At 71.8% G+C, this 20,813-nt stretch carries 19 protein-coding genes, 1 pseudogene and 1 riboswitch; of the genes and pseudogenes, 11 read left to right on the top strand and 9 right to left on the bottom strand.

Features of this window, described 5'->3' with window-relative positions; genetic code table 11:
• Nucleotides 1-17: 17 nt before the first annotated feature.
• Nucleotides 18-1,349, bottom strand: coding sequence for an aminotransferase class I/II-fold pyridoxal phosphate-dependent enzyme (locus ABZ267_RS25240; protein WP_356756802.1), 1,332 nt, complete (start codon nt 1,347-1,349; stop codon nt 18-20).
• A 35-nt stretch (nt 1,350-1,384) separates the two neighbouring features.
• On the opposite strand from ABZ267_RS25240, the gene ABZ267_RS25235 reads away from it, so the two are divergent.
• The gene (locus tag ABZ267_RS25235; protein ID WP_356756801.1) at nt 1,385-2,050 is read left to right on the top strand and encodes a pyridoxamine 5'-phosphate oxidase family protein; all 666 of its coding nucleotides are present in this window, start codon (nt 1,385-1,387) and stop codon (nt 2,048-2,050) included.
• A 71-nt stretch (nt 2,051-2,121) separates the two neighbouring features.
• On the opposite strand, the gene ABZ267_RS25230 is transcribed toward ABZ267_RS25235, so the two are convergent.
• From ABZ267_RS25230 to ABZ267_RS25220, 3 genes are all read right to left on the bottom strand, one after another.
• A complete protein-coding gene (locus tag ABZ267_RS25230; protein ID WP_356756799.1) occupies nt 2,122-3,087 on the bottom strand; it encodes a DMT family transporter in 966 nt (321 codons plus the stop codon).
• A gap of 158 nt (nt 3,088-3,245) precedes the next feature.
• Nucleotides 3,246-4,277: an EamA family transporter gene (locus ABZ267_RS25225; protein ID WP_356756798.1), complete on the bottom strand. Its 1,032-nt coding sequence runs from the start codon at nt 4,275-4,277 to the stop codon at nt 3,246-3,248.
• A gap of 76 nt (nt 4,278-4,353) precedes the next feature.
• Entirely contained in the window at nt 4,354-4,914 is a 561-nt protein-coding gene (locus tag ABZ267_RS25220) for a Clp protease N-terminal domain-containing protein (RefSeq protein ID WP_356756797.1), read from the bottom strand.
• Between the two features lie 255 nt (nt 4,915-5,169).
• Here ABZ267_RS25220 and ABZ267_RS25215 point away from each other — a divergent pair, with 255 nt between their 5' ends.
• Nucleotides 5,170-5,385 carry a hypothetical protein gene (locus ABZ267_RS25215; protein ID WP_356756795.1) on the top strand — a complete coding sequence of 72 codons (216 nt, stop codon included), beginning with the start codon at nt 5,170-5,172 and terminating at the stop codon, nt 5,383-5,385.
• 61 nt (nt 5,386-5,446) lie between these two features.
• Nucleotides 5,447-5,884, top strand: coding sequence for an SRPBCC family protein (locus ABZ267_RS25210; protein WP_356756793.1), 438 nt, complete (start codon nt 5,447-5,449; stop codon nt 5,882-5,884).
• Nucleotides 5,885-5,949: 65 nt separating this feature from the next.
• Here ABZ267_RS25210 and ABZ267_RS25205 read toward each other — a convergent pair whose 3' ends face one another.
• Nucleotides 5,950-6,567: a PadR family transcriptional regulator gene (locus ABZ267_RS25205; RefSeq protein ID WP_356756791.1), complete on the bottom strand. Its 618-nt coding sequence runs from the start codon at nt 6,565-6,567 to the stop codon at nt 5,950-5,952.
• 334 nt (nt 6,568-6,901) lie between these two features.
• Between ABZ267_RS25205 and ABZ267_RS25200 the strand changes: the two genes are divergently transcribed.
• The 4 genes and pseudogenes from ABZ267_RS25200 to ABZ267_RS25185 all read left to right on the top strand — a co-directional run bounded on the left by ABZ267_RS25200 (nt 6,902) and on the right by ABZ267_RS25185 (nt 9,730).
• Nucleotides 6,902-8,149, top strand: a complete 1,248-nt coding sequence (locus tag ABZ267_RS25200; protein ID WP_356756789.1) for an MFS transporter — start codon at nt 6,902-6,904, stop codon at nt 8,147-8,149.
• Between the two features lie 208 nt (nt 8,150-8,357).
• A complete protein-coding gene (locus tag ABZ267_RS25195) occupies nt 8,358-8,609 on the top strand; it encodes a DUF6400 family protein (protein WP_356756788.1) in 252 nt (83 codons plus the stop codon).
• Nucleotides 8,593-8,820 (top strand): annotated as a pseudogene (locus ABZ267_RS25190) (hypothetical protein). Before ABZ267_RS25195 ends, ABZ267_RS25190 begins: the two are co-directional and overlap by 17 nt.
• A gap of 88 nt (nt 8,821-8,908) precedes the next feature.
• Nucleotides 8,909-9,730, top strand: coding sequence for a PhzF family phenazine biosynthesis protein (locus ABZ267_RS25185; protein WP_356756786.1), 822 nt, complete (start codon nt 8,909-8,911; stop codon nt 9,728-9,730).
• Between the two features lie 16 nt (nt 9,731-9,746).
• Here ABZ267_RS25185 and ABZ267_RS25180 read toward each other — a convergent pair whose 3' ends face one another.
• Nucleotides 9,747-10,526 carry a CPBP family intramembrane glutamic endopeptidase gene (locus ABZ267_RS25180; protein ID WP_356756784.1) on the bottom strand — a complete coding sequence of 260 codons (780 nt, stop codon included), beginning with the start codon at nt 10,524-10,526 and terminating at the stop codon, nt 9,747-9,749.
• Between the two features lie 196 nt (nt 10,527-10,722).
• On the opposite strand from ABZ267_RS25180, the gene ABZ267_RS25175 reads away from it, so the two are divergent.
• Nucleotides 10,723-12,330, top strand: coding sequence for a substrate-binding domain-containing protein (locus ABZ267_RS25175; protein WP_356756782.1), 1,608 nt, complete (start codon nt 10,723-10,725; stop codon nt 12,328-12,330).
• A 92-nt stretch (nt 12,331-12,422) separates the two neighbouring features.
• Here the strand turns inward: ABZ267_RS25175 and ABZ267_RS25170 are convergent, their stop codons facing one another.
• Nucleotides 12,423-13,928 carry a glutamate--cysteine ligase gene (locus ABZ267_RS25170; protein WP_356756780.1) on the bottom strand — a complete coding sequence of 502 codons (1,506 nt, stop codon included), beginning with the start codon at nt 13,926-13,928 and terminating at the stop codon, nt 12,423-12,425.
• Between the two features lie 484 nt (nt 13,929-14,412).
• Here ABZ267_RS25170 and ABZ267_RS25165 point away from each other — a divergent pair, with 484 nt between their 5' ends.
• Nucleotides 14,413-15,006 carry a hypothetical protein gene (locus ABZ267_RS25165; protein WP_356756778.1) on the top strand — a complete coding sequence of 198 codons (594 nt, stop codon included), beginning with the start codon at nt 14,413-14,415 and terminating at the stop codon, nt 15,004-15,006.
• Nucleotides 15,007-15,321: 315 nt separating this feature from the next.
• Nucleotides 15,322-15,528, top strand: a complete 207-nt coding sequence (locus tag ABZ267_RS25160; RefSeq protein ID WP_356756776.1) for a DUF5999 family protein — start codon at nt 15,322-15,324, stop codon at nt 15,526-15,528.
• A gap of 100 nt (nt 15,529-15,628) precedes the next feature.
• On the opposite strand, the gene gcvP is transcribed toward ABZ267_RS25160, so the two are convergent.
• The gene (gene gcvP, locus ABZ267_RS25155) at nt 15,629-18,514 is read right to left on the bottom strand and encodes an aminomethyl-transferring glycine dehydrogenase (protein ID WP_356756774.1); all 2,886 of its coding nucleotides are present in this window, start codon (nt 18,512-18,514) and stop codon (nt 15,629-15,631) included.
• Nucleotides 18,515-18,706: 192 nt separating this feature from the next.
• A riboswitch (glycine riboswitch) is annotated at nt 18,707-18,804 on the bottom strand.
• A gap of 155 nt (nt 18,805-18,959) precedes the next feature.
• Between gcvP and ABZ267_RS25150 the strand changes: the two genes are divergently transcribed.
• The gene (locus ABZ267_RS25150) at nt 18,960-19,331 is read left to right on the top strand and encodes a PRC-barrel domain-containing protein (RefSeq protein ID WP_356756772.1); all 372 of its coding nucleotides are present in this window, start codon (nt 18,960-18,962) and stop codon (nt 19,329-19,331) included.
• On the opposite strand, the gene ABZ267_RS25145 is transcribed toward ABZ267_RS25150, so the two are convergent.
• Complete coding sequence (locus ABZ267_RS25145) at nt 19,253-20,704, bottom strand: DNA polymerase IV (RefSeq protein ID WP_356756770.1); 1,452 nt, start codon at nt 20,702-20,704, stop codon at nt 19,253-19,255. The two genes, ABZ267_RS25150 and ABZ267_RS25145, sit on opposite strands and share 79 nt — an antisense overlap.
• Between the last annotated feature and the right edge of the window lie 109 nt (nt 20,705-20,813).

Genomic DNA, 20,813 nt, shown 5'->3' with positions numbered 1-20,813 from the left:
TCGCTCCGCCGAAGACCTCAGCCGTACGTCACCGGCCGCGCGGGCCCGGCCGCCGCCGCCACCGCGTCCGCCAGCGGCCCGATGTCCTCGGCCGTGAGCCGGGAGACGGTGAGCCGGACCGCCTGAGGCGTGCCCATCCGGAAGCGCGCGCCGGGCGCCGCGGCCCAGCCCGCGTGGAGCAGCCGGGCGATGGCGCCGGTCTCGTCGCTGACCGGCACCCACACGTTCATCCCGCTGCGTCCGCGTGCCGCCACTCCGCGCTCCGCCAGCGCGCGCACCAAGGCGTTTCGCCGCTCCGCGTACGACCGGGCGACGGCGGCGGTGTCGACGGCTTCGGAGGCCCACAGGTGGAGCACCGCGCGCTGGAGCAGCCGGCTGACCCATCCGGGCCCGAGCCGCTGCCGGCCCGCCACCCGGTCGACCGTGACCGCGTCCCCGGTGAGCACGGCGACGCGCAGATCGGGCCCGTACGCCTTGGCCACCGAGCGGACGAAGGCCCAGTGGTCCGTGGTGCCGGCCAGCGGGTGCAGCGGCAGGTCGACGATGGCGTGGCCGTGGTCGTCCTCGATCAGCAGCACGTCCGGGTGGCCGGCGAGCACGGCCCGCAGCTCCCGGGCGCGGCCGGCACCGATTGAGGCGCCGGTCGGGTTCTGCGCCCGGTCGGTGACGACGAGCGCCCGCGCCCCGGCCCGCAGCACCCGCTCCACGTCCGCGACGAGCGGACCGTCGTCGTCCACACCGACCGGTACGGCGTGCAGCCCGAGCGCCGGTACGAGGTCGAGCACGCTCCCCCACCCCGGGTCCTCCACCGCCACCGCGTCGCCCGGCCGCAGATGCGCCGCGAGCACCCGCTCGATGGCGTCGAGCGACCCGGAGGCCACCGCGACCGGCCCGTCGGGTACACCGTCGGCGTCCATCGCTCCCCGCGCGTACGCGGCGAACTCCGGGACCACCGGCGCCTCTCCGTACAGACCGGGGCTCTCGGCGTCGACCGCGGCGGCGACGGCGAGCGCCGGACCGAGCGCCGGCAGCAGGTCCGGATCGGGGTTGCCCTCGCCGAGGTCACGTACGCCCGGCGGCGCCTCGATGCGCAGGGAACCGCGCGGAGTGCTCGCCGGACGCGGCCGCACCCGGCTCCCGCGGCGACCCGCCGTCTCGATCACTCCGCGCTCGCGCAGCGTCCGGTAGGCGGCGGCCACCGTGTTCGGGTTGACCTCCAGACGCGCGGCCAACTCCCGCATGGGAGGCAGCACATGACCGGGCGGGAGGTCTCCGGAACCGACCCCGCGCTCCACACTGGCGGCAATCTCCGATGCGCGCCGCCCACTGATCCGATACTCTCCTAGCACAAACAACAGTATGCACTAGTGCAATGAGGTACACAATGTCAGCCACCGCCGCCTACACCGCCACCGACCGCACGGTCCCGACCCGGGCGAAGGAGCGGGCCTCCTACGACCGCGAGCTGGTCCACTCGATACTCGACGCGACCTACCTCTGCCACCTCGGCTTCGTCCGGGACGGGGCACCGGTCGTGCTGCCGACCATGTTCGGCCGGGTCGGAGAGCGGCTGTACGTCCACGGGTCGACCGGCTCCCGCCCGCTGCGGAGCACCCGGGCCGCCGCCGACCCGGGGCTGCCGGTCTGCCTGACCGTCACCCATGTCGACGCGCTGGTGCTGGCCCGGTCCGCCTTCCACCACTCGCTCAACTACCGCTCGGTGGTGGTCCACTCCACCGCCACCTCCGTGACCGACCCCGAGGAGCGGCGCATCGCCCTGGACGCGATCGTCGACCAGGCCGTCCCCGGACGCTCGCGGGACGCGCGGCCGGCCAACGCCAAGGAGCTGGCGGCCACCGCCGTGATCCGGCTGGACCTGGACGAGGTCTCCGCGAAGGTCCGTACCGGCGGCCCCAACGACGAACCGGAGGACCTCGACCTTCCGCACTGGACCGGCATCGTGCCGCTCACCCGCGGCTACGCGCAGCCGGTCCCGGCGGACGACCTCGACCCGGCCGTCGACATACCGGACTATCTCCGTGCGCTCTGACGCCGGGCACCCGGGAACGGTCAGGGCCCCGAGCCTCGACAGCCGGCTCCGGGCCCTGACCCACGACAGCGCTACACCGCCACCGCCTCGGCCTGCCTCCGGCGAGCGACCGCCGCGCCCCTCGCCTCGGCCAGCGCCAGCCCGGCCACGGCGGTCAGCAGGAGCAGAGTTCCGATGACGGTGGCCGCCGTCAGCCGCTCCCGCAAAACGGTCACCGCGATGAGCGCGGCGCTCACCGGCTCCAGGAGCATGATCACGGAGACGGTGGCCGAGCGGACGGCGGCGGCTCCCGCGAAGTACAGCGCGTACGCGAGCGCGGTGGGCACCGCCGCCACGTAGACCAGCAGCCACAGCACCTGGCCCGTCTGAGCGGTGTGCGGCACGATGCCTTCGGCCGCCGCCATGGGCAGCAGCCCGACCGCTCCGATGCCGAACGCCCAGGCGCTGGTGGTCAGCGCGTCACCGCCACCGCCGTCCCGCCCGAGCCACCGCGTGAGCAGGGTGATCGCCGCGTACCCGGCGGCGGACAGCAGCGCGAGCAGCACACCGGCCGGGACGACCTCGCCGCTCTCACCGCCGAGGACGAGTACGGCGAGACCGGCCAGCGCACCGGCCACCGCCGCCAGACCGCCCAGGCCGAGGAGTTCACCCAGCATCACGCGCGCACCGACGGCGATCAGGACGGGTCCGGCGCCGAGCGTGACGACGGTCCCGACGGCGAGGCCGGTGAGGTCCACCGCCGCGAAGTAGGCGCTCTGGAACACGGTCAGCCCCACGCCGGTCCCGAGGATGCGCAGCAGCCGGCGGCGCCGGGGCTCGGGGAGCCGAGGTGCGCGGCGGGGCCGGAGGGCGAGCGCGCCCGCGAGCAGGACGAGGCCTCCGGCGCAGCGCCAGAAGGAGAGGGCAAGAGGGCCGAGATCGCTGATCCGGAAGACCAGCGAGGCGGCCGCGCCGGCGGTGCCCCAGGCGACTCCGGCGACGACGAGATACAGCAGGCTCCGCCCGACGGGCAGCGCGGAGACAGCGGGCATGGACATGGGACTGCTCCAGGGGAAGACAGGGTGGTGGTCGCTCGACTCCGCACGCGGGCAGCGACGGACCGCTCGGGGACTGCCCGAGCCCGGTCTTCGTCAGGAGTGGCCGCGCGCGCTAGGCGACAGGCGGCGGCAGCACAGTCAGATGCATGGTCGGCACCCTAATGCGAAGCCCGCCCGGCGGACAACTCACTCTCGGCGGCCCCGGCCACCGCACCCGCACCGGCTCCTGCGGCAACCGGCCCCGACGGCGGTTTCGGGGCGGCCGACTGCGCGATGAACGCGCCAACCAGGACAACGAAGCCGCCGATGAGCTGCGGAGCGGAGAGGTGCTCGCCGAGGAGGACCCAGGCCAGCACGGTCGCGATGACCGCCTCCAGGCAGGCGACGACCCCGGCGACCTGCGGCGAGAGCCTGCGGACGGAGACGACGCCGGTGCCGTACGCGAGCACGGTGGCGATCAGCACGATCCAGCCGAGCAGCAGCCAGGCGGGGATCGCCGTGCCGTTCATCCCGGCGCTGCCGCCGAGCAACGACCGGTCCATGCCCCACGGCCGCGCCACGACGGTGAGGACGAGGGCGCCGACGATCAGTCCGTACGAGATGACGCCGAGCGGATGCGGAGGCTCGGCACGCCGGCCGTCCTCGCCCTTGCTCTCCTGGCCGCCGTGATCGGAGAGGACGAAGTAGCCCACCTGACAGCAGGCGGCGCCGAGGGCGAGCAGCAGGCCGAGAGTGTCGAAGCTGAGCCCGGCCCAGACCTCGACGACACAGGCGAGGCCGCCGACCGCCAGGACCACGCCGAGGGCCGCGGCCCGGGTGACGGGCCTGCGCTGGACGAACCGGACCCAGCCGAGGACCAGCGCGGGAGCGAGATATTCGACCAGGAGGGCCACACCGACCGGGATGCGGGAGATCGAGGCGAAGTAGAACGCCTGCACGCCGGCCACGGCGAAGAGCCCGAACCCGGCCAGCAGCGCGGGCCGCTCACGTACCAGGTTCCGGTGGCGCCAGGCGACCGGCAGCATGATGACGGCGGCGCCCGCCACCCGTAGCCACACCACGTGCAGCGGGTCGAGCCCCGCCTCGATCAGCGGCTTGGCGGCGACCCCCGAGCCGCCGAAGGCGAAGGCCGAAAGGAGCGCGAGCCCCAGGCCGGCGCTACGTTTCTGAGTACCCCGAGACGCGTGCATCGGCACATCATGACAGCAGCCGACAGGACCGTCACCTCTGTGACACCTGTCGAGACGTCGGCATCGAACCCGGGGCTCACCTCGGCCAGGACGCCTCCGCCGTACGTTCCACCGCCCGGCCCGACAGCCACCGCGCGTCCACGCCCGCCCGGCCGAGGACCTCCACCGCACGGGACTCGCCGTCGGCGGCCAGTGCGGCGAGGAGATCCAGCCCGCGGGCGCACGTCTCGCCACGCCGCCCGGCCCGGCGCAGCGCGTCCTCCATCGCGGTGACGGCCGTCGGCGACCAGCCCTCCGTAGCCGGGTCCCGCACGACGGGAACGGCTCCGGAATCCTCCACCGACCCCTGCCAGCGGAGCCCGTAACCGATGCTGCGCTGCACCAGATAGCCGAGCACCTTCGCGAGCTGCGGTCCGCCGTCGAAGGCCGCGCGGACCTCGGGATCGCTCTCGATGAGAGAGTGCAGAAGGTGGGCGGTGTCGATCTGCCGGTCACCGTCCCGCAGCGCACGCCTGCGCGCCCCTGTCACCACCGAGGCCAGTTCGACGGTGAATCTGGCGTCGGGACTGTCGGAACTGTGGGGTCCGAGGGGGTTCGGGGCGGGCTGTTCGGGGATCCGCGGCGTCCGGTTTTGCACTACTCCACCCCATCAGTCCCCGGACGGCGAAGCATCGGCGGAGCGGCCCATTCACGCGTCCCACCCAAGTTGGGCACACCCGCGCGACCCCTCATCCCTGCGGATGAGATCGAGCCACGGCGTACAACCATCGCCTCCAAGGGAGCGCGCCGCCTTGCGCCGCGCGCCCCCGGGCAACCGCCACGCCCGCGTACACGTCCCTCAGACGACAACTCGCATCAGACGCCTCGGCTCCGGGCGGAAGGGGAACGACGGTTGTTCTGGATGGTCGCTCTGCTCGCCCAGGACGGGATGGAGTACGTCTACCGCGTGTACGCACCGGCCGACGCGCTGCCCGCCGATCTGTTCTGGACCGCCTTCCACCGCCACGACGAAGGCTCGTACCCGCGCGCGTCGGACCGGTTCGACGTGGCGGAGATCTGGCGGGCGGAACCGGCGGCGCCATCCAACCTGACGGCTCATCAGCATTGAATGTTGGAGCGGCTGCCGCTACGTTCCGCGCACCGTAACCGGACGAAGCAGGGGTGGTCGCATGGCCGAAGTGAGCGCGGAGGCACGCATCGAGGCACCCGCCGAGAAGGTCTGGGCGCAGCTGACGGACTTCTCGTCGTACGGCGAGTGGAACACCACCCACACCAGCTTCCCCAAAGGCGGCCCGGCGACGCTGGAGACCGGGGCCACCTATGAGGAGAACATGCAGCTCATGGGCTTTCCGGCCGAAGTGACGTGGAGGGTCGACGAGTTGGAGGACAGCCGGCTACTGACGACCCGGGGCAAGGGCCCGATGGGGGTCAACCTGGCGATGCGCTACTCCTTGGCGCCGTCACCGGACGGGGCTGCCACCACGGTCCGCATCGAGAGTGAGTTCGCGGGCGCGGCGGTCTCCCTGACGGGCGGCAAACTCAAGGACTCGGCGACGGCGGCGCTCCAGGAGTCCCTGCGCAAACTGGGCGGCCTGGTCACACCCTGACCGCACGAACGCGACAGGGGCCCCCGCCTCCAGCGGGACCCCTGTCGCCGTGCCTGCTCAGCTGCTCAGTGCTCGTCGGCAAGAATCAGGTAGAGCTTCTTACGGGCGTCGTTGATGACGGTCAGCGCCTTCTGCCGCTGACCGGCCGAACCGGTCTTCCAGACCTGCCCGAACGCCTCCATCAGACCGAAACCGGCCTGGCGGATCTCGTTCACGCCTTCCCAGTCCGCACCGCGCCCGGCCTCTTCCCAGGGCGCCTCGGGACCGGACTCGGCCTCACCGCGCCCGGAATCGGTGAGCGTGAACAGCTTCTTGCCGCCCTCGCTCGCGCTGACGATCAGCCCCTCGTCCTCCAGCAACTGGAGCGTCGGGTAGACCGAACCGGGGCTGGGCTTCCACGCCCCGCCGCTGCGCTCGCCGATCTCCTGGATCATCTCGTACCCGTGCATCGGCCGGTCCTTCAGGAGGGCCAGGATCGACGCGCGCACATCACCGCGCCGCGCCCTCCCCCGACCGCCGCCCCGGCCACGCCCACCACCGAAGGGCCCGCCACCGAACGGCGGCCCGAACGGCCCGAAGGCGGCGCGGCGGCCGTCGTGACCACCTCGACCGTGACCGTGATGACCGGGCCCGTAATGCCCCGGTCCGTGCTCATGCTCGTGCTCGTATCCGTGTGAACGCATCGCTACGCTCCCTCCATCGTTGATCTGTCGCGATATCTCAACGATATATCGGAAGCTATCGCCTGGCAAGGCGCTGCCCCGGGCGGCGGCCGTAATCGCCTTTCGCCTCTCGCCACCGAGCGCTAGCGTTCCGGACGACGAGTGACCCACGAGGGAAGCGGTGAGGCATGCCCGGTCGCCCGAGCGCGCGTTGACGTCGTAGGCCGAGACCGGCACGTCATCGCGTGCTGCCTCTGAGGTCGCGGCACAGCGAGCCCTTCACTCCGTCCGAGGCCCGGGCGCGCCTTCGCGCGCCGGGCCGGCGGTCCTCGTTCCGGCAACTCCAGAGGTTTCCGTGCCGTCCTCCGCGTCCTCCTCCGTGCCGTCCTCCGTGTGGCGGGACTCCGACTTCCGCAGACTCTGGGCAGGCCAGAGCGCCTCCCAGCTCGGCGAACACGCGACGCTCGTCGTTCTGCCGCTCGTCGCCGTCCTGACGCTGCACGCCGGCGCCGGTGAACTGGGCGTCCTCCGCGCTGTGGGGCAGGCGCCGATCCTGTTGCTCTCGCTCCTCGCCGGTGCCTGGGTGGACCGGTGGCGGGCCCGCACGGTGATGGTCCTGACGGACACCGTCCGTGCGGTGGTGCTGGGCGCGGCCGCCGTGGTCGGCCTCCTCGGGCTGCTCGGTCTGCCCGCGCTGTTCGTGGTCGCCTTCACCGTGGGAGCGCTGTCCGTCCTCTTCGACGTGGCCTATCAGGCCTCCCTGGTACGGCTGGTGAGATGCGATCAGCTCCTGGCGGGCAACAGTGCGCTGGAGGGCAGCCGGTCCGCCGCGCAGATCGGCGGGCCGGCGCTCGGCGGCGCGCTGGTGTCGTTGCTCTCGGCGCCGGTCGCCGTGGCCTCGGGCGCGTTCTTCTTCGTGGTGTCGTTCGTATCCCTGCGACAGATCCGCCGGGCCGAAGCCGTACCGGAGCACCACGAACGCGCCCCATGGATCCGGGACGGCCTGCGCTTCGTCGCCGGACATCCTCTGCTGCGGGCCGTCTGCCTCGCCTCGGCGGCCTTCCAGTTCTTCTTAGCCGCCACGATGACCGTCTACCTGCTCTTCCTCCCGCGCGAACTGCACCTGACGGGCGCCACCATCGGCCTCGCCCTCGCGGCGACCGGCCCCGGCGCCCTCCTCGGCTCGGTCCTGGCCGCGCGGCTGCCGGGCCGGTACGGCCATGGCGTGGTGCTGGTGTCCGCCGCGGTGCTCGGCAACGGCGCCCTGCTCTGGGTGCCCGCGCTGCACGGCTCATCGGCGGTGACGGTGCCCGCGCTCCTGGCGGTCGACTTCGTGTTCGGGACCTTCGGCCAGCTGGTGAACGTCACCGTCATGTCGGTACGGCAGGCCGTCACGCCGGACGGGATGCAGGGCCGCGCGGCCGCGACGATCACCTTCGCCGGTATGGGCCTGACTCCGCTCGGCTCGCTGCTCGGCGGTGTCCTCGCACAGGAGTGGGGGCTGCGCACCGGCCTCCTGGTGGCGGCCGCAGGCATGATGCTGTCGCCGGCCGTCATGGCCGCGTCACCACTCGTACGCCTGGGCCGGAGGCTCCCGCCATGACCTGCGCCACAAGGCCACGAGGAGGACCGAGCCAGCCCGGTCAGCCCCGTACCGACAACCGCCCGCCCTCGCCCGCCGATCCGGGAACTCCGCACCCGGACGGCTGAGCCGCCTCCTCGGCCAGGCGACTCAGGTCACCCTTCCCTGCCGCCACGGAGGCCTGCTACAGATGGTGCGGTTTCCCCGGCATCCACCCGGAAGCACCACCATGAGCCAGGACCAGCACACCGCCCTCGTCCCCTTCTCCATCGACCTGACCTTCGTGGAAGCCCGGCGACGGGCCGCGGTCGTCGCCGCGCTCGGGCCCGCCTGGGATCCGGTGGCCGCCCTCCGCGGCGAGGACGAGGCCTACGCCCTGCTCCACTCGGGCCTCGACGCCGAGCAGCAGCGCACCTACGACCGGCTGGTGGCCGCCGGTGTCCTGCCGGGCGAGGACCAAGGCCGTGCGGCTCCTCATTGATCCGCAGGCGGACATCGCCCGCCGCGCCTGGGTGACCTGTCCCGCCTGCGACGACGCCCGCCACTGCGCGACCTGCGCGGACCGCCGCACCAGCGGCGAGCACTGACGCTACCTGATCTCCAACAACGGTCCGGTCCTGCACCTCCAGTGCCCCGGCTGTACGCACACCTGGTCGCTCGACACCCGCCCGGGCCGCGCCCACTGCTCCTGAACCGCCGACGCCCGCCTGGTGGACGAGCAGGCCAGGAACCCGCGATTGGCCTTGGTCCACGGCCGCGCCACCGCTCTACGGTCGCCTCATGAGGATTCGTATCGTCGACGCGTTCACCGACCGCCCCTTCTCCGGCAACCCCGCAGGCGTACTCCTGCTGGAAACCGCCGCCTTCCCGGACGCCGAACGGCTCCAGGAGATCGCCACCGAGGTCAACCTCTCCGAGACCGCCTTCGCCCACCCGCTGCCGCCCGGCGGCGAGGCCGACTGGGCGCTGCGCTGGTTCACGCCGGCCACCGAGGTCGACATGTGCGGCCACGCCACGCTCGCCACCGCGCACGTCCTGCACACCACCGGCCGGGCCACCGGCACCGTACGGTTCACCGCGCGGTGCGGGATCCTCACCGCCACCGCCCACCCGGACGGCTCCCTCACCCTCGACTTCCCCACCGCACCGCTCCGCGAGGAGACCGCGCCGCCCGGCCTCGCCGAGGCGCTCGGCGCGGAGCCGGTCTCGGTCCACGACACCGGCGAACACATCGGCGACCTGCTCGTGGAGCTGCGCGACGAGGCGACCGTACGGGCTCTGGCCCCGGACTTCGCCGGCCTCGTGGCCCACTCGCGGCGCGGCGTCATCGCCACGGCCGCCGCCGAGGACCCCACGCGCGGATACGACTACGTCTCGCGCGGCTTCTTCCCGGGTGTCGGCATCGACGAGGACCCGGTGACCGGCAGCGCCCACACCGCGCTGGCCCCGTTCTGGTCGGCCCGCCTCGGCCGGGACGACCTCACCGGACTGCAGGCCTCGGCCCGCTCGGGGTTCGTACGCACCGCACTGCGCGGCGAGCGCACCCTGCTGACCGGCGCGGCGGTCACCGTCATCGACGGCGAACTGCTGACCACCTTCTGAGGCCTGGAGCAGGTCCCTACGGCGTCGGCAGCCAGTCCACCTTCCCCGCGAGCAGCGCGTACCCGACGAACGCCCCGATGTCGAGCAGCGTATGGGCGACGACCAGCGGCCCCACTCGGCCCCAGCGCCGGTACAGCAGCACGAAGACGACGCCCATCACCATGTTGCCGATGAAGCCGCCGATGCCCTGGTACAGGTGGTAGGAGCCGCGCAGCACCGAGCTGGCCACCAGCGAGGCCATCGGGGCCCAGCCCAGCTGGTCCAGCCTCCGCAGCAGGTAGGCGACGACGATGACCTCCTCCACCACGGAGTTCTCCGCCGCCGAGAGGATGAGCACGGGGAACTTCCACCAGACGTCGGGCAGCGACTCCGGTACGACGGTGAGGTTGAAGCCGCTCGCTCGGGCGACCAGGTAGAAGGCGAGCCCGGCGCTGCCGATGCCCGCCGCGACCAGCGTCCCGCGACCCAGGTCGAACCAGGGCCTGGTGCGGTCGAATCCGATCGTCCGCAGACCCGCGCCCTCCCTGATCAGGAGGTGCGCCACCAGCGCCACCGGCACCAGGGCCGTTGCGATTCCGAACATTTGCCAAGCCAGATCCAGCCATGGACGGCCCGGTGCGTACGAACCGTTCAGCGTCGCCGCCTGGTCCTTCAAACCGCCCGGTTTCGTCAGTGATCCGACAAAACTGATGAGCGCGGAGACCGCACTCGCGCCCAGCGAGAGTGCCAGGACCAGCACCGTCTCCGACCGCAAGATCCTTCGTGATACGCCCTCTTGGGGATAATAATCAGCCACGCGCCCCGCCTCCACCGGTCCACCTGCCTTTTGTTCTGCAATCGCGTCTCATCCCGCCCACCGTCCCGCTAGGGTCTCGAATGCAGGTACGAAGATCATGCGCGACAGGCCGGGGGACGACCACCATTGCCGATGGTGCGGTCCCCCTTTTCCTTGTTCACCGTTCATGATTCGTCTTCAGGGGGGCACCACCGACATGGGACGCCACAGCTTGCCCGACGCCCACGCGCCGGAGGAACGCGGGGGCACGTCTCCCCGGCGCCCGCGTCGCACCGTCGCCGTCGCCGTCGCCACGCTGCTCGTCCTCGCGGTGGCGACGGGAACAGGAGTGGCGGTCAACAGCGGCCTGCTGTCGTTCTCCGAGTCCTGCGAGGACTCCGCCGTACGCCTGTCCCTGGCCGCCTCACCGGACATCGCGCCGGCGGTCCGGGACATAGCCGAGCAGGCCCTCGCGGACGAGGTGAGACCCGACGGCCACTGCCTCGACGTGGAGGTCGTGGCCCGCGACTCCTACAAGGTCGCCGACACCCTCGCGAGCCAGGTGGTCACCGCCGCCCTCACCTCGGACAAGGTCCGCCCCGGCACGGCAGATCCGGCGCGCAGCGCCACCGGCCTCCTCGCTCTCACCAGCATCGGCGGCTCTTCCGCACAGCAGGGCGGGGACAGCGACACGCGGGTCGCGGAGACCGCGAAAGTGCTGGCCGAGCGGATGTCGGACAGCGACGCGCAGGTGCTGGAGACTCTGGCGCGGAGCGACGCGGGCGCCGAGGACGGCAATCCGAGACGCAACCAGGCGGTCCTCATATCCGAGCAGGCCGCCTTCACGCACAACGCGGAGGCGACCGGCGGCGGCAAGCTCAACCTCTTCTACCCCGAGGACGGCACCCCGCTCCTCGACTACCCGTACACCCTGGTCGACGAGGAGAAGCTGCCCCTCGCCCAGTCCCGTGCGGCCCTGCGTTTCATGACCCTGCTCAACGACAGGAGCTCGCGGGCCGTCCTCTCCCGGTACGGGTTCCGGCCGCCGAGCGGGGCCGCCGAGGACACCGTCGTAGCGTCGGCGGGCGGCAAGTCACCGCAGCCGTACGCCACTTCGGCGGCCGAACCACCGTCCGCGAAGCAGCTCCAGGAGATGCTCGGGATGTGGACGATCACCGTCCAGAGCGCCCGGCTGACCACGGTGGTCGACGCCCCCGGCTCCATGTCCACCCTGGTGCCAGGACGCGGCTTGTCGCGGATGGACGTCACCAAGGAGTCGCTCATCCAGGCACTCACCCAGTTCACGCCGGACGACGAGATCGGCCTGTGGGAGTTCGCCACGACGCTGGACGGCGCGAAGGACTACCGCAAGGTCACGGAGACCCGCCGGCTGGGCGACCCGGTCCAGGGCGGCTCGACCCACCGGGAGAAGCTGTCGGCGGCGTTCGCGGGGCTGCAGCCGGTGCCGGGTGGGGCGACCGGGCTGTACGACACGACTCTGGCCTCGTACGAAGAGGCCCGGTCGACCTTCGTGAAGGGCAAGTTCAACGCGCTGGTGATCCTCACCGACGGCTCCGACCAGGACGACGACGGCATCTCCCGGAGCGCGCTGATCGACCGCCTCAAGGAACTGGCCGACCCCGAGCGCCCGGTCCCGATCATCGCCATCGCGGTGGGCCCGGACGCCGACCGCGAGGAGGTCGCCGAGATCGCGCGGGTCACCGGCGGCGACGGCTACGAGGTGAGCGACCCGGCGGAGATCCAGGCCGTCATCCTCCGGGCCATCATGGCCGCCGGCCAGAACGGCCGCGCCGCCCAGGAGTGAGGGCGGCGCCCCGACCGGAACGCCGCCCTCGTCCGCGTACGAAAAGAACCTGCCGCCGTACGCGAGCCCGCCCGCCCGCGTACGACCGTGCCTCAGGGCGCCGGAAACCCCACCGGCCAGGTGTGCACCGGCTCACCCGCGTGCATCAGCTCGGCATAGCGCCGGGTCGTCGCCGCCAGTGCCGCCTCCCGGCCGAGCCCGGCCTCCAGCGCCCGGCGGTACGTGGCGACCTGCCAGGAGGCCCCGTTGACCCGCCGCTTGCAGCGCTCCTCGATGACGCCGAGGTACCGGTCCCGGTCGGCCGGCTCGATCTGCCAGGCATCGAGCCCGGCCGCGGCCAGCGGCAGCAGCTCCTCCTGTACGAGCTGTACGGCGGGGATCTTGGCCAGTCCGCCGGTACGGCCCGGACGCGGCCAGAGCAGCTCGGCCTCGATGCCGTGGCGGCAGGCTTCGGTGAAGTTCTCGGCGGCGGCCTCGAAGGGCAGCTTGCTCCACAGCGGCCGGGACTCCTCGGCGAGCGCCCGGACGAGCCCGTAGTAGAAGGCCGCGTTGGCGATGACGTCCGTGACGGTGGGCCCGGCCGGCAGGACCCGGTTCTCCACGCGCAGGTGCGGGACACCGTCGGCGACGTCGTACACCGGGCGGTTCCAGCGGTAGACCGTCCCGTTGTGCAGGACCAGCTCGGCCAGCTCCGGCACACCACCCTCGTCCAGGACCCGCAGCGGCTCCTCCTCCTCGCAGATCGGCAGCAGCGGCGGGAAGTAGCGCAGGTTCTCCTCGAACAGCTCGTACGCGGAGGAGATCCACCGCTCTCCGAACCACGTCCGGGGCCGCACCCCCTGGTTCGCCAGCTCCGGCGGCCGTACGTCGGTGGCCTGCTGGAACAGCGGCGGCCGGGACTCGCGCCAGAGCTCCTTGCCGAAGAGGAACGGGGCGTTGGCACCGAGCGCGATCTGGACGGAGGCGATCGCCTGCGCGGCGTTCCACACGTCCGCGAACCGGGCCGGCGTCACCTGGAGGTGCAACTGGACCGAGGTGCAGGCCGATTCGGGCGCGATCGAGGGCGAGGAGCAGACCAGGTGGTCCACGCCTTCGATATCCAGGGCGAAATCCTCTCCGCGGGCCGCCGCCATTTGATCGTTGAGCAGCGTGTAGCGGTCCACGTCCGAGAGATTCGCCGAGACCACGTCGTGCTCGCCGAGCGTCGGCAGGATTCCGATCATGACGATCCCGGCGTCCACCTCACCGGCCTTGCGGTGGGCGTACGCGAGACCGGTCCGCAACTCCTCCGAGAGCTGATCGAATACCCGGCCGCCGAGCCGGTGCGGAACGATATTTACTTCCAGGTTGAACATCCCGAGTTCGGTCTGGAAATCCCGGCTCGCGATGCGCTGGAGCACTTCCTGATTCATCATCCGGGGCAGACCGTCGGAGCCGGCGAGATTCAGCTCTATCTCCAGCCCCATCAGATTTCGCGGACGGTCGAACCTCCGCTCCTCCAGCAGTCTGCCCAGTCCCTCCAGGCACTGGTTGAGCTTGGTCCGGTAGGCCTGCCGATCGGACAGGTCAACGGCTCCCGCCACGACCTTCTCCCCCATCGAGGGGTCCCTCCTTCAGTGGTCGGCCCGCCGACCGGGCCGCGCGCATCACGATCGATAATGCCCAGTGGGAGTGATCCGTAACGCCCCACAGCCCACCGGAAACCCGCTAGGCTGAGTGAAGGAGACCGGGGGCACATTCCGGAGGCACGCGGCGAGCGGCATTTTCGTCCGGAGAGTGCGTGGCGGAATCACCGATGAGTTTCGGCCTACCGCTCCGCTGAAAGAGGTGCAGGCCGAAGCGGAAAACGGTCGATCAAATCACCAGGAAACCCGCATTCCGAAGTCCGGATGTCGCCTTGCGCGAAATATGCCCGGCAGCTAGCGGAAACACTGTGTGAACACGTGTCGTATAAACTCCGCCTGACGAGGCAGAGAGTTGACGCAACCGGCCCGTCATCGGCCTCCTCTGGCCCCGCACGCCGACAACGCCGTCTGCACCCGCCCACGCATCACCGTGTCTCCAAGTGAGAGGCGACCCACTATGCCGCTGCATGTCCCCTCGGCTCCCGCGCCCGCCCTGCGCAGTGTTCTCGCGGCCCTCGGTTCCCCCACCGCGGTCCGTCAGGCGCGCACGTCCGCCCTCCGGTCCGCCCAGGGACCGCTCAGCCCCGAACTGCCGCTTCCCGTGCACGTCCTGGACCGGATCGCTCCGACCAGAACCGTACCTCGAACCCGTCTGGCGGCCTGGCGCTTCCTGATCCGGAGCGAGGGCCGGGCGATCGCCGCCGCGGACACCATGCTCACTCCGGACGGCTGGAGCTTCTCGCACTTCTTCGAGGGCCCGTATCTCACCTCGACGGAGCTGGCGGTCCGCCAGGCGGAGGTCTCGCCCACGGCGTACCAGGCGAGACTTCTCTCCATGCCGGAGCTGTACATGCTCACGCTCTGGCTGCACGACAACCCCGGCGACGATGCCGACGACGCCTCCACCGGAGTGCTCGCCCCGACCGATGTCCTGGTGCCGCTGGCGCCGGCGCCGCCGGGCATCGCCGCACACCGGCCGCACCGCGTCGCCGATCTGCTGCCCGTCATGACCCTGCGCGTGGCACCCGGACCGCTGCTCAGCTCGGCCTGACCGGCGGCCGGGAGGGACAGGCCCCCGCGGTGACCCGTACGCCCCTCGGCGGAACGGGCCACCGCGGGGGCTCCCTCTTACCCACTCGGACTAGCCCGGTCCGGCCACCCCGAACCACCCGAAGTGACAGTGCAGTTGCGGTGAACCGTCCGCCCGGGTGATGCGTCATGAGAGGAGTACGGGAGCTGCAGCGAAATCCCTGCGGAATCACCCCCGTAGGGCAACACTGGGACCGGACCGACTGATACGGGGGCGGCCATGAACCACTCATCCAGCCGCAGGACACTCGACTCGACGCAGCGAAAGAACCCATCCATGTGCCAGCACCAACCACCCTGCCCCACCGCCGACTCCGCCGACCGGGAGGCGGCCCGCCTGACGGCCCACCACCCGGAACAGGGCTGGAGCCTTCTGTGCAACGGCGTCCTGCTCTTCGAGGACACCGGCGAGCTGCTGCCGGACGGGCAGATCATCGCACCGCACCGGCCGTTGGCGGCGGGCCGCGTGGTGAAGGCCGCCTGAGACCAGCCGTACGGAACGGACCAGGCTGTACGGAGAAGGGGCCGGCCCGGGGAACTCCCCGCACCGGCCCCGACGCATGTCAGCCGTACGCCCCTGAGGGTCAGCCGTCGTACTCCTCCAGCGGCGGGCAGGAGCAGACCAGGTTGCGGTCGCCGAAGGCGCCGTCGATACGGCGGACCGGCGGCCAGTACTTGTCCGCGGCGGAGACACCGGCCGGGAAGACGGCCTCCTCGCGGCTGTAGCCGTGGTCCCACTCGCCACCGAGTGCGGCGGCGGTGTGCGGGGCGTTGGCGAGCGGGTTGTCGTCCGCGCTCCACTCGCCGGACGCCACCTTCTCGATCTCGGCGCGGATCGCGATCATGGTGTCGCAGAACCGGTCGAGCTCGGCGAGGTCCTCGCTCTCGGTCGGCTCGATCATCAGCGTGCCGGCCACCGGGAACGACATGGTCGGCGAGTGGAAGCCGTAGTCGATCAGGCGCTTGGCGACGTCGTCGATGGAGACGCCGGTCGCCTTGGAGATCGGCCGCAGGTCCACGATGCACTCGTGCGCGACCAGTCCGGCCGGGCCGTTGTACAGGATCGGGAAGTGCGGCTCCAGGCGCTTGGCGATGTAGTTGGCGGCCAGCACGGCGACCTGCGTGGCCCGCTTGAGCCCCTCGCCGCCCATCAGACGGACGTACGCCCACGAGATCGGCAGGATGCCCGCCGAGCCCCACGGGGCGGCCGAGATCGGGCCCACACCGGTCTCCGGGCCCGCGGCGGGCTGGAGCGGGTGATTGGGAAGGTACGGGGCGAGATGCGCGCGGACGCCGACCGGGCCGACGCCGGGGCCGCCGCCGCCGTGCGGGATGCAGAACGTCTTGTGCAGGTTCAGGTGCGAGACGTCGCCGCCGAACTTGCCGGGCTTGGCGAGCCCGACCAGCGCGTTGAGGTTGGCGCCGTCGACGTAGACCTGGCCGCCGGCGTCGTGCACCTCGCCGCAGATGTCGGCGACGTGCTCCTCGAAGACACCGTGCGTGGACGGGTAGGTGATCATGAGGACGGCCAGCTCATCGCGGTACTGCTCGATCTTGGCCCGCAGGTCCGCGATGTCGACCTCGCCGTCGTCGGCGGTCTTCACCACGACGACCTTCATGCCCGCCATGACCGCGCTCGCGGCGTTGGTGCCGTGCGCGGACGAGGGGATCAGGCAGACGGTGCGCTGGTCGTCGCCGTTGGCCCGGTGGTACGCGCGTACGGCCAGCAGACCCGCGAACTCGCCCTGCGAGCCCGCGTTCGGCTGGATGGAGACGGCGTCGTAACCGGTGACCTCCGCCAGGCGCTCCTCCAGCTCGCGGATGAGCGTGAGGAAGCCGTGCGCCTGCTCGGCCGGGGCGAAGGGGTGCAGCGCGCCGAACTCGGGCCAGGTGATCGACTCCATCTCGGCGGTCGCGTTCAGCTTCATGGTGCAGGAGCCGAGCGGGATCATGCCGCGGTCCAGCGCGTAGTCGCGGTCGGCGAGCTTGCGCAGGTAGCGCAGCATCGCGGTCTCGGAGCGGTGCTGGTGGAAGACCGGGTGGGTCAGGATGTCGTCGGAGCGCAGCAGTGCCTCGGGCAGCGCGTCGGCGGCCGAACCGTCCAGCGCCTCGATGTCGGCGTCGGCGCCGAAGGCGGCCCAGACGGCGGAGAGCTGGGCGCGGGTGGTGGTCTCGTCGCAGGCGATGGAGACGTGGTCGGCGTCGACGCGGCGGAGGTTGACCCCGCGCTCGCGGGCGTCCGCGACGATGTCCGCGGCCTTGCCGGGCACCTTGACGGTGAGCGTGTCGAAGAACTCGCCGTGCACGACGTCGGCGCCGGCGGCGCGCAGGCCCTCGGCAAGGATCGTGGCGTAGCGGTGGGTGCGGCGGGCGATCGTGCGCAGTCCGTCGGGGCCGTGGTAGACGGCGTACATCCCGGCCATGACGGCGAGCAGCACCTGTGCCGTACAGATGTTGCTGGTGGCCTTCTCGCGGCGGATGTGCTGCTCGCGGGTCTGGAGGGCGAGGCGGTAGGCCTTGTTGCCGTCGGCGTCGACGGAGACGCCGACGAGGCGGCCGGGCAGGGAGCGGGCGAACTTCTCGCGGACGGCCATGAAGCCGGCGTGCGGGCCGCCGAAGCCCATCGGGACGCCGAAGCGCTGGGTGGTGCCGACGGCGATGTCGGCGCCGAGCGCGCCGGGCGAGGTGAGCAGCGTGAGGGCCAGCAGGTCGGCGGCGACGGTGACGATCGCGCCGAGCTCGTGGGCCTGCTCGATGACGGGCTCGATGGCGCGCACGGCACCGGAGGCGCCCGGGTACTGGAGCAGGACGCCGAAGACGCCGCGTTCGGCGATCTCGGCGGGGATGCCGTCGCTCAGGTCGGCGACGACGACCTCGACGCCGGTCGGCTCGGCACGGGTCTGGATCACCGCGACGGTCTGCGGCAGGGTGTCGGCGTCGATCAGGAAGACGCCGTTCTTGACCTTGCCGACGCGCCGGGCCAGCGCCATGGCCTCGGCGGCCGCGGTGCCCTCATCGAGCAGGGAGGCGCCGGAGGTGGGCAGTCCGGTCAGCTCGGCGACCATCGTCTGGAAGTTCAGCAGGGCCTCCAGGCGGCCCTGGGAGATCTCCGGCTGGTACGGCGTGTAGGCCGTGTACCACGCGGGGTTCTCCATGACGTTGCGCAGGATGACGGGCGGCGTGAAGGTGCCGTAGTAGCCGAGGCCGATCATCGGCGCGAGCACCTTGTTGCGGTCGGCCAGCGACCGCAGTTCGGCCAGCACCTCGGCCTCGGTGCGGGCCGAGGGAAGGTTCAGGGCCTCCGCACTCTTGATCACGTCGGGCACCGCGGCGGCGGTCAGCTCGTCGAGGGAGCCGTAGCCGACCTGGGCGAGCATCTTCGCCTGGGCCTCGGCGTCCGGCCCTATGTGACGCTGCTCGAACGGAATGCCCTGCTCCAGCTGGGAGAGCGGAGTGCGACGGGGGGTCATGGTGGAGGCCTCCTGGTCTGTCACGACCTGCGAGGGGCACCACGGCGCGGGTGCCCGAACGGCCTCCCCCTCTGTCATCTCAACCTGAGAGCTTCACCGGCGCGCCCGGAGGCGTGCCGACTTTCACCGTCGGTGAGGGTCGATCCGTCCCGGCATCTGCCCGCACGAACCCGCCCTGCTTTCCAGAGTGACCTCGTCCGTGCGGTACGGGGGCCTGAGAGATTCCGGGGAGGATTTGCTCCTTCGGCGCCTCCGGATTCTGCACCGGAGGACTCTCCCGCACGGGGTCAGCAGCCATGTGCCAGCCTACCAGCGGCCATCCCCGCGGAGCCCTCGAGTGGCCGACGCCACGGATCTGCACTTGTCTGGTGCTGGTGGAGCGACAGGGGATCACCTGGCGGTGACGAGGGATCCCTTGAGCCAGTGGCGACCAGTGGGAGGCACCGTGCAGACCGACATCGACCCGCGCCGACTGATCGGCCGCAAGGCGTTCGATCGCAGGGGCGCCAAGATCGGAACGGTGGACGAGGTCTATCTCGACGACGCGACCGGCGTGCCCGAGTGGGCGGCCGTACGCACCGGCCTCTTCAGCCGGGACGCCTTCGTCCCGCTGGAGCCCAGCGAGTTCGTCGAGGACGCGCTGCGGGTCCCCTTCGACCGCGCGCTGATCAAGGGCGCCCCGGACTTCGGCGTCGGCCGACACCTCTCTCCGGAGCAGGAACTGCAGCTCTACCGCCATTACGGTCTGGACTCCCCGCCGGCCACGGAGACCGCTCCCGACCGCGACTTCGGCAGGCTGGCCGGCCAGGAGGAGTAGTCGACCGGGTCGCGGACCAGCGGCAGCGGGTCGGCCGGGCTCAGCTCCGGGTCGTCGATCCGGAACGTGACGACCCGGCCGACCGGCCCGCCGGGCTCCTCGAACCGCACCGTCACCCGCCCCACCCCACTCCCCTGCACCCAGCCGTGTCCGTGCACCGCGTGGCGTACGTCGTGTCCGGCGGGCCAGCGCCGGGCGGCGAGCTGCTCGGCGCTCTCGGGCTCCTCCTCGACCGGCTTCTTGTCTCCGTCGGCGACCGGCTTCTCGGGCTCCGGCGCCCGCTCCGCCAGCTCCCGGGCGTCGGCGGCCTGCGCGAACAGGTCCTCCTGCGTGAAGTCCGCGAGCCCCGTGACACCCACGCCGAGCAGCCGTACGCCGCCGGTGGTGTCCACCGCCTCCAGCAGCCTCGCCGCCGCCTCACGGACCACCGTGGGGTCGTCCGTGGGGCCTCTGAGGGTCTCGGAGCGGGTTAGCGTGGAGAAGTCGTACCGGCGCACCTTCAGCACCACCGTGCGCCCCGACCGCCCGGCGGACCGCAGCCGCTCCACGCACCGCACAGCCAGCCGCTCCACCTCCGCGCGCACCCGCACCCGGTCGTGCAGGTCCACGTCGAAGGTGTCCTCGACCGATACGGACTTGGCGTCCCGCTCGGCGACCACCGGCCGGTCGTCGAGCCCCAGCGCCATCCGGTAGAGCCCGTGGCCGTGGGCCTTGCCGACCAGCCGTACGAGTTCCGCCTCGCCGGCCTCAGCGAGGTCGTGGACGGTGGTCATGCCGGCGCGTCTCAGGTGGTCGCCGGTGGCGGGCCCGACGCCGGGCAGCGTCCGTACGGACATGGGGGCCAGCAGCTCGCGCTCGGTGCCCGGCTCTATGAGCACCAGCCCGTCCGGCTTGGCCTGCTCGGAGGCGATCTTGGCGAGCATCTTGGAACCGGCGAGCCCGACCGACCCGCTCAGCCCGGTCACCTCCCGGATGGCCGTACGCAACCGCTCCCCCGTCACCTGGGCCGACACCGAGTCGTCCGCCATGCCGCCCGCCTCCAGGTCGACGAAGGCCTCGTCCAGACTCAGCGGCTCCACCAGCGGCGAGAGCCGCCCGAGGAGCTCCATCACCTGCTCGCTCACCGACCGGTACAGCTGGAAGCGGGGCACCAGGTAGGCGGCGTTGGGCGCCAGCCGCCTGGCCTGGGCCGTCGGCATCGCGGAGTGGACGCCGAGGATCCGTGCTTCGTACGAGGCGGTGGCGACGACCCCGCGAGGGCCTAGGCCGCCCACCACGACCGCCTTTCCGCGCAGGCTGGGCTTGGCTGCCTGCTCCGCCGAGGCGTAGAAGGCGTCCATGTCCAGGTGGAGGATGGTCGGCGCGGGTCTCACACCTTCGATGCTGCCTTACGCCACTGACAACGGGGCGGCCCGGCACGCGTGCATGTCGACGGTGGTCCCGGCCGGTCCTTGGGTGACGGTGACCTGCTGCATCAGGGCA

It is taken from the genome of Streptomyces sp. NPDC006174 (assembly GCF_040614075.1).
Lineage (GTDB): Bacteria > Actinomycetota > Actinomycetes > Streptomycetales > Streptomycetaceae > Streptomyces.
This window is presented reverse-complemented; position numbering and strand designations above follow the sequence as displayed.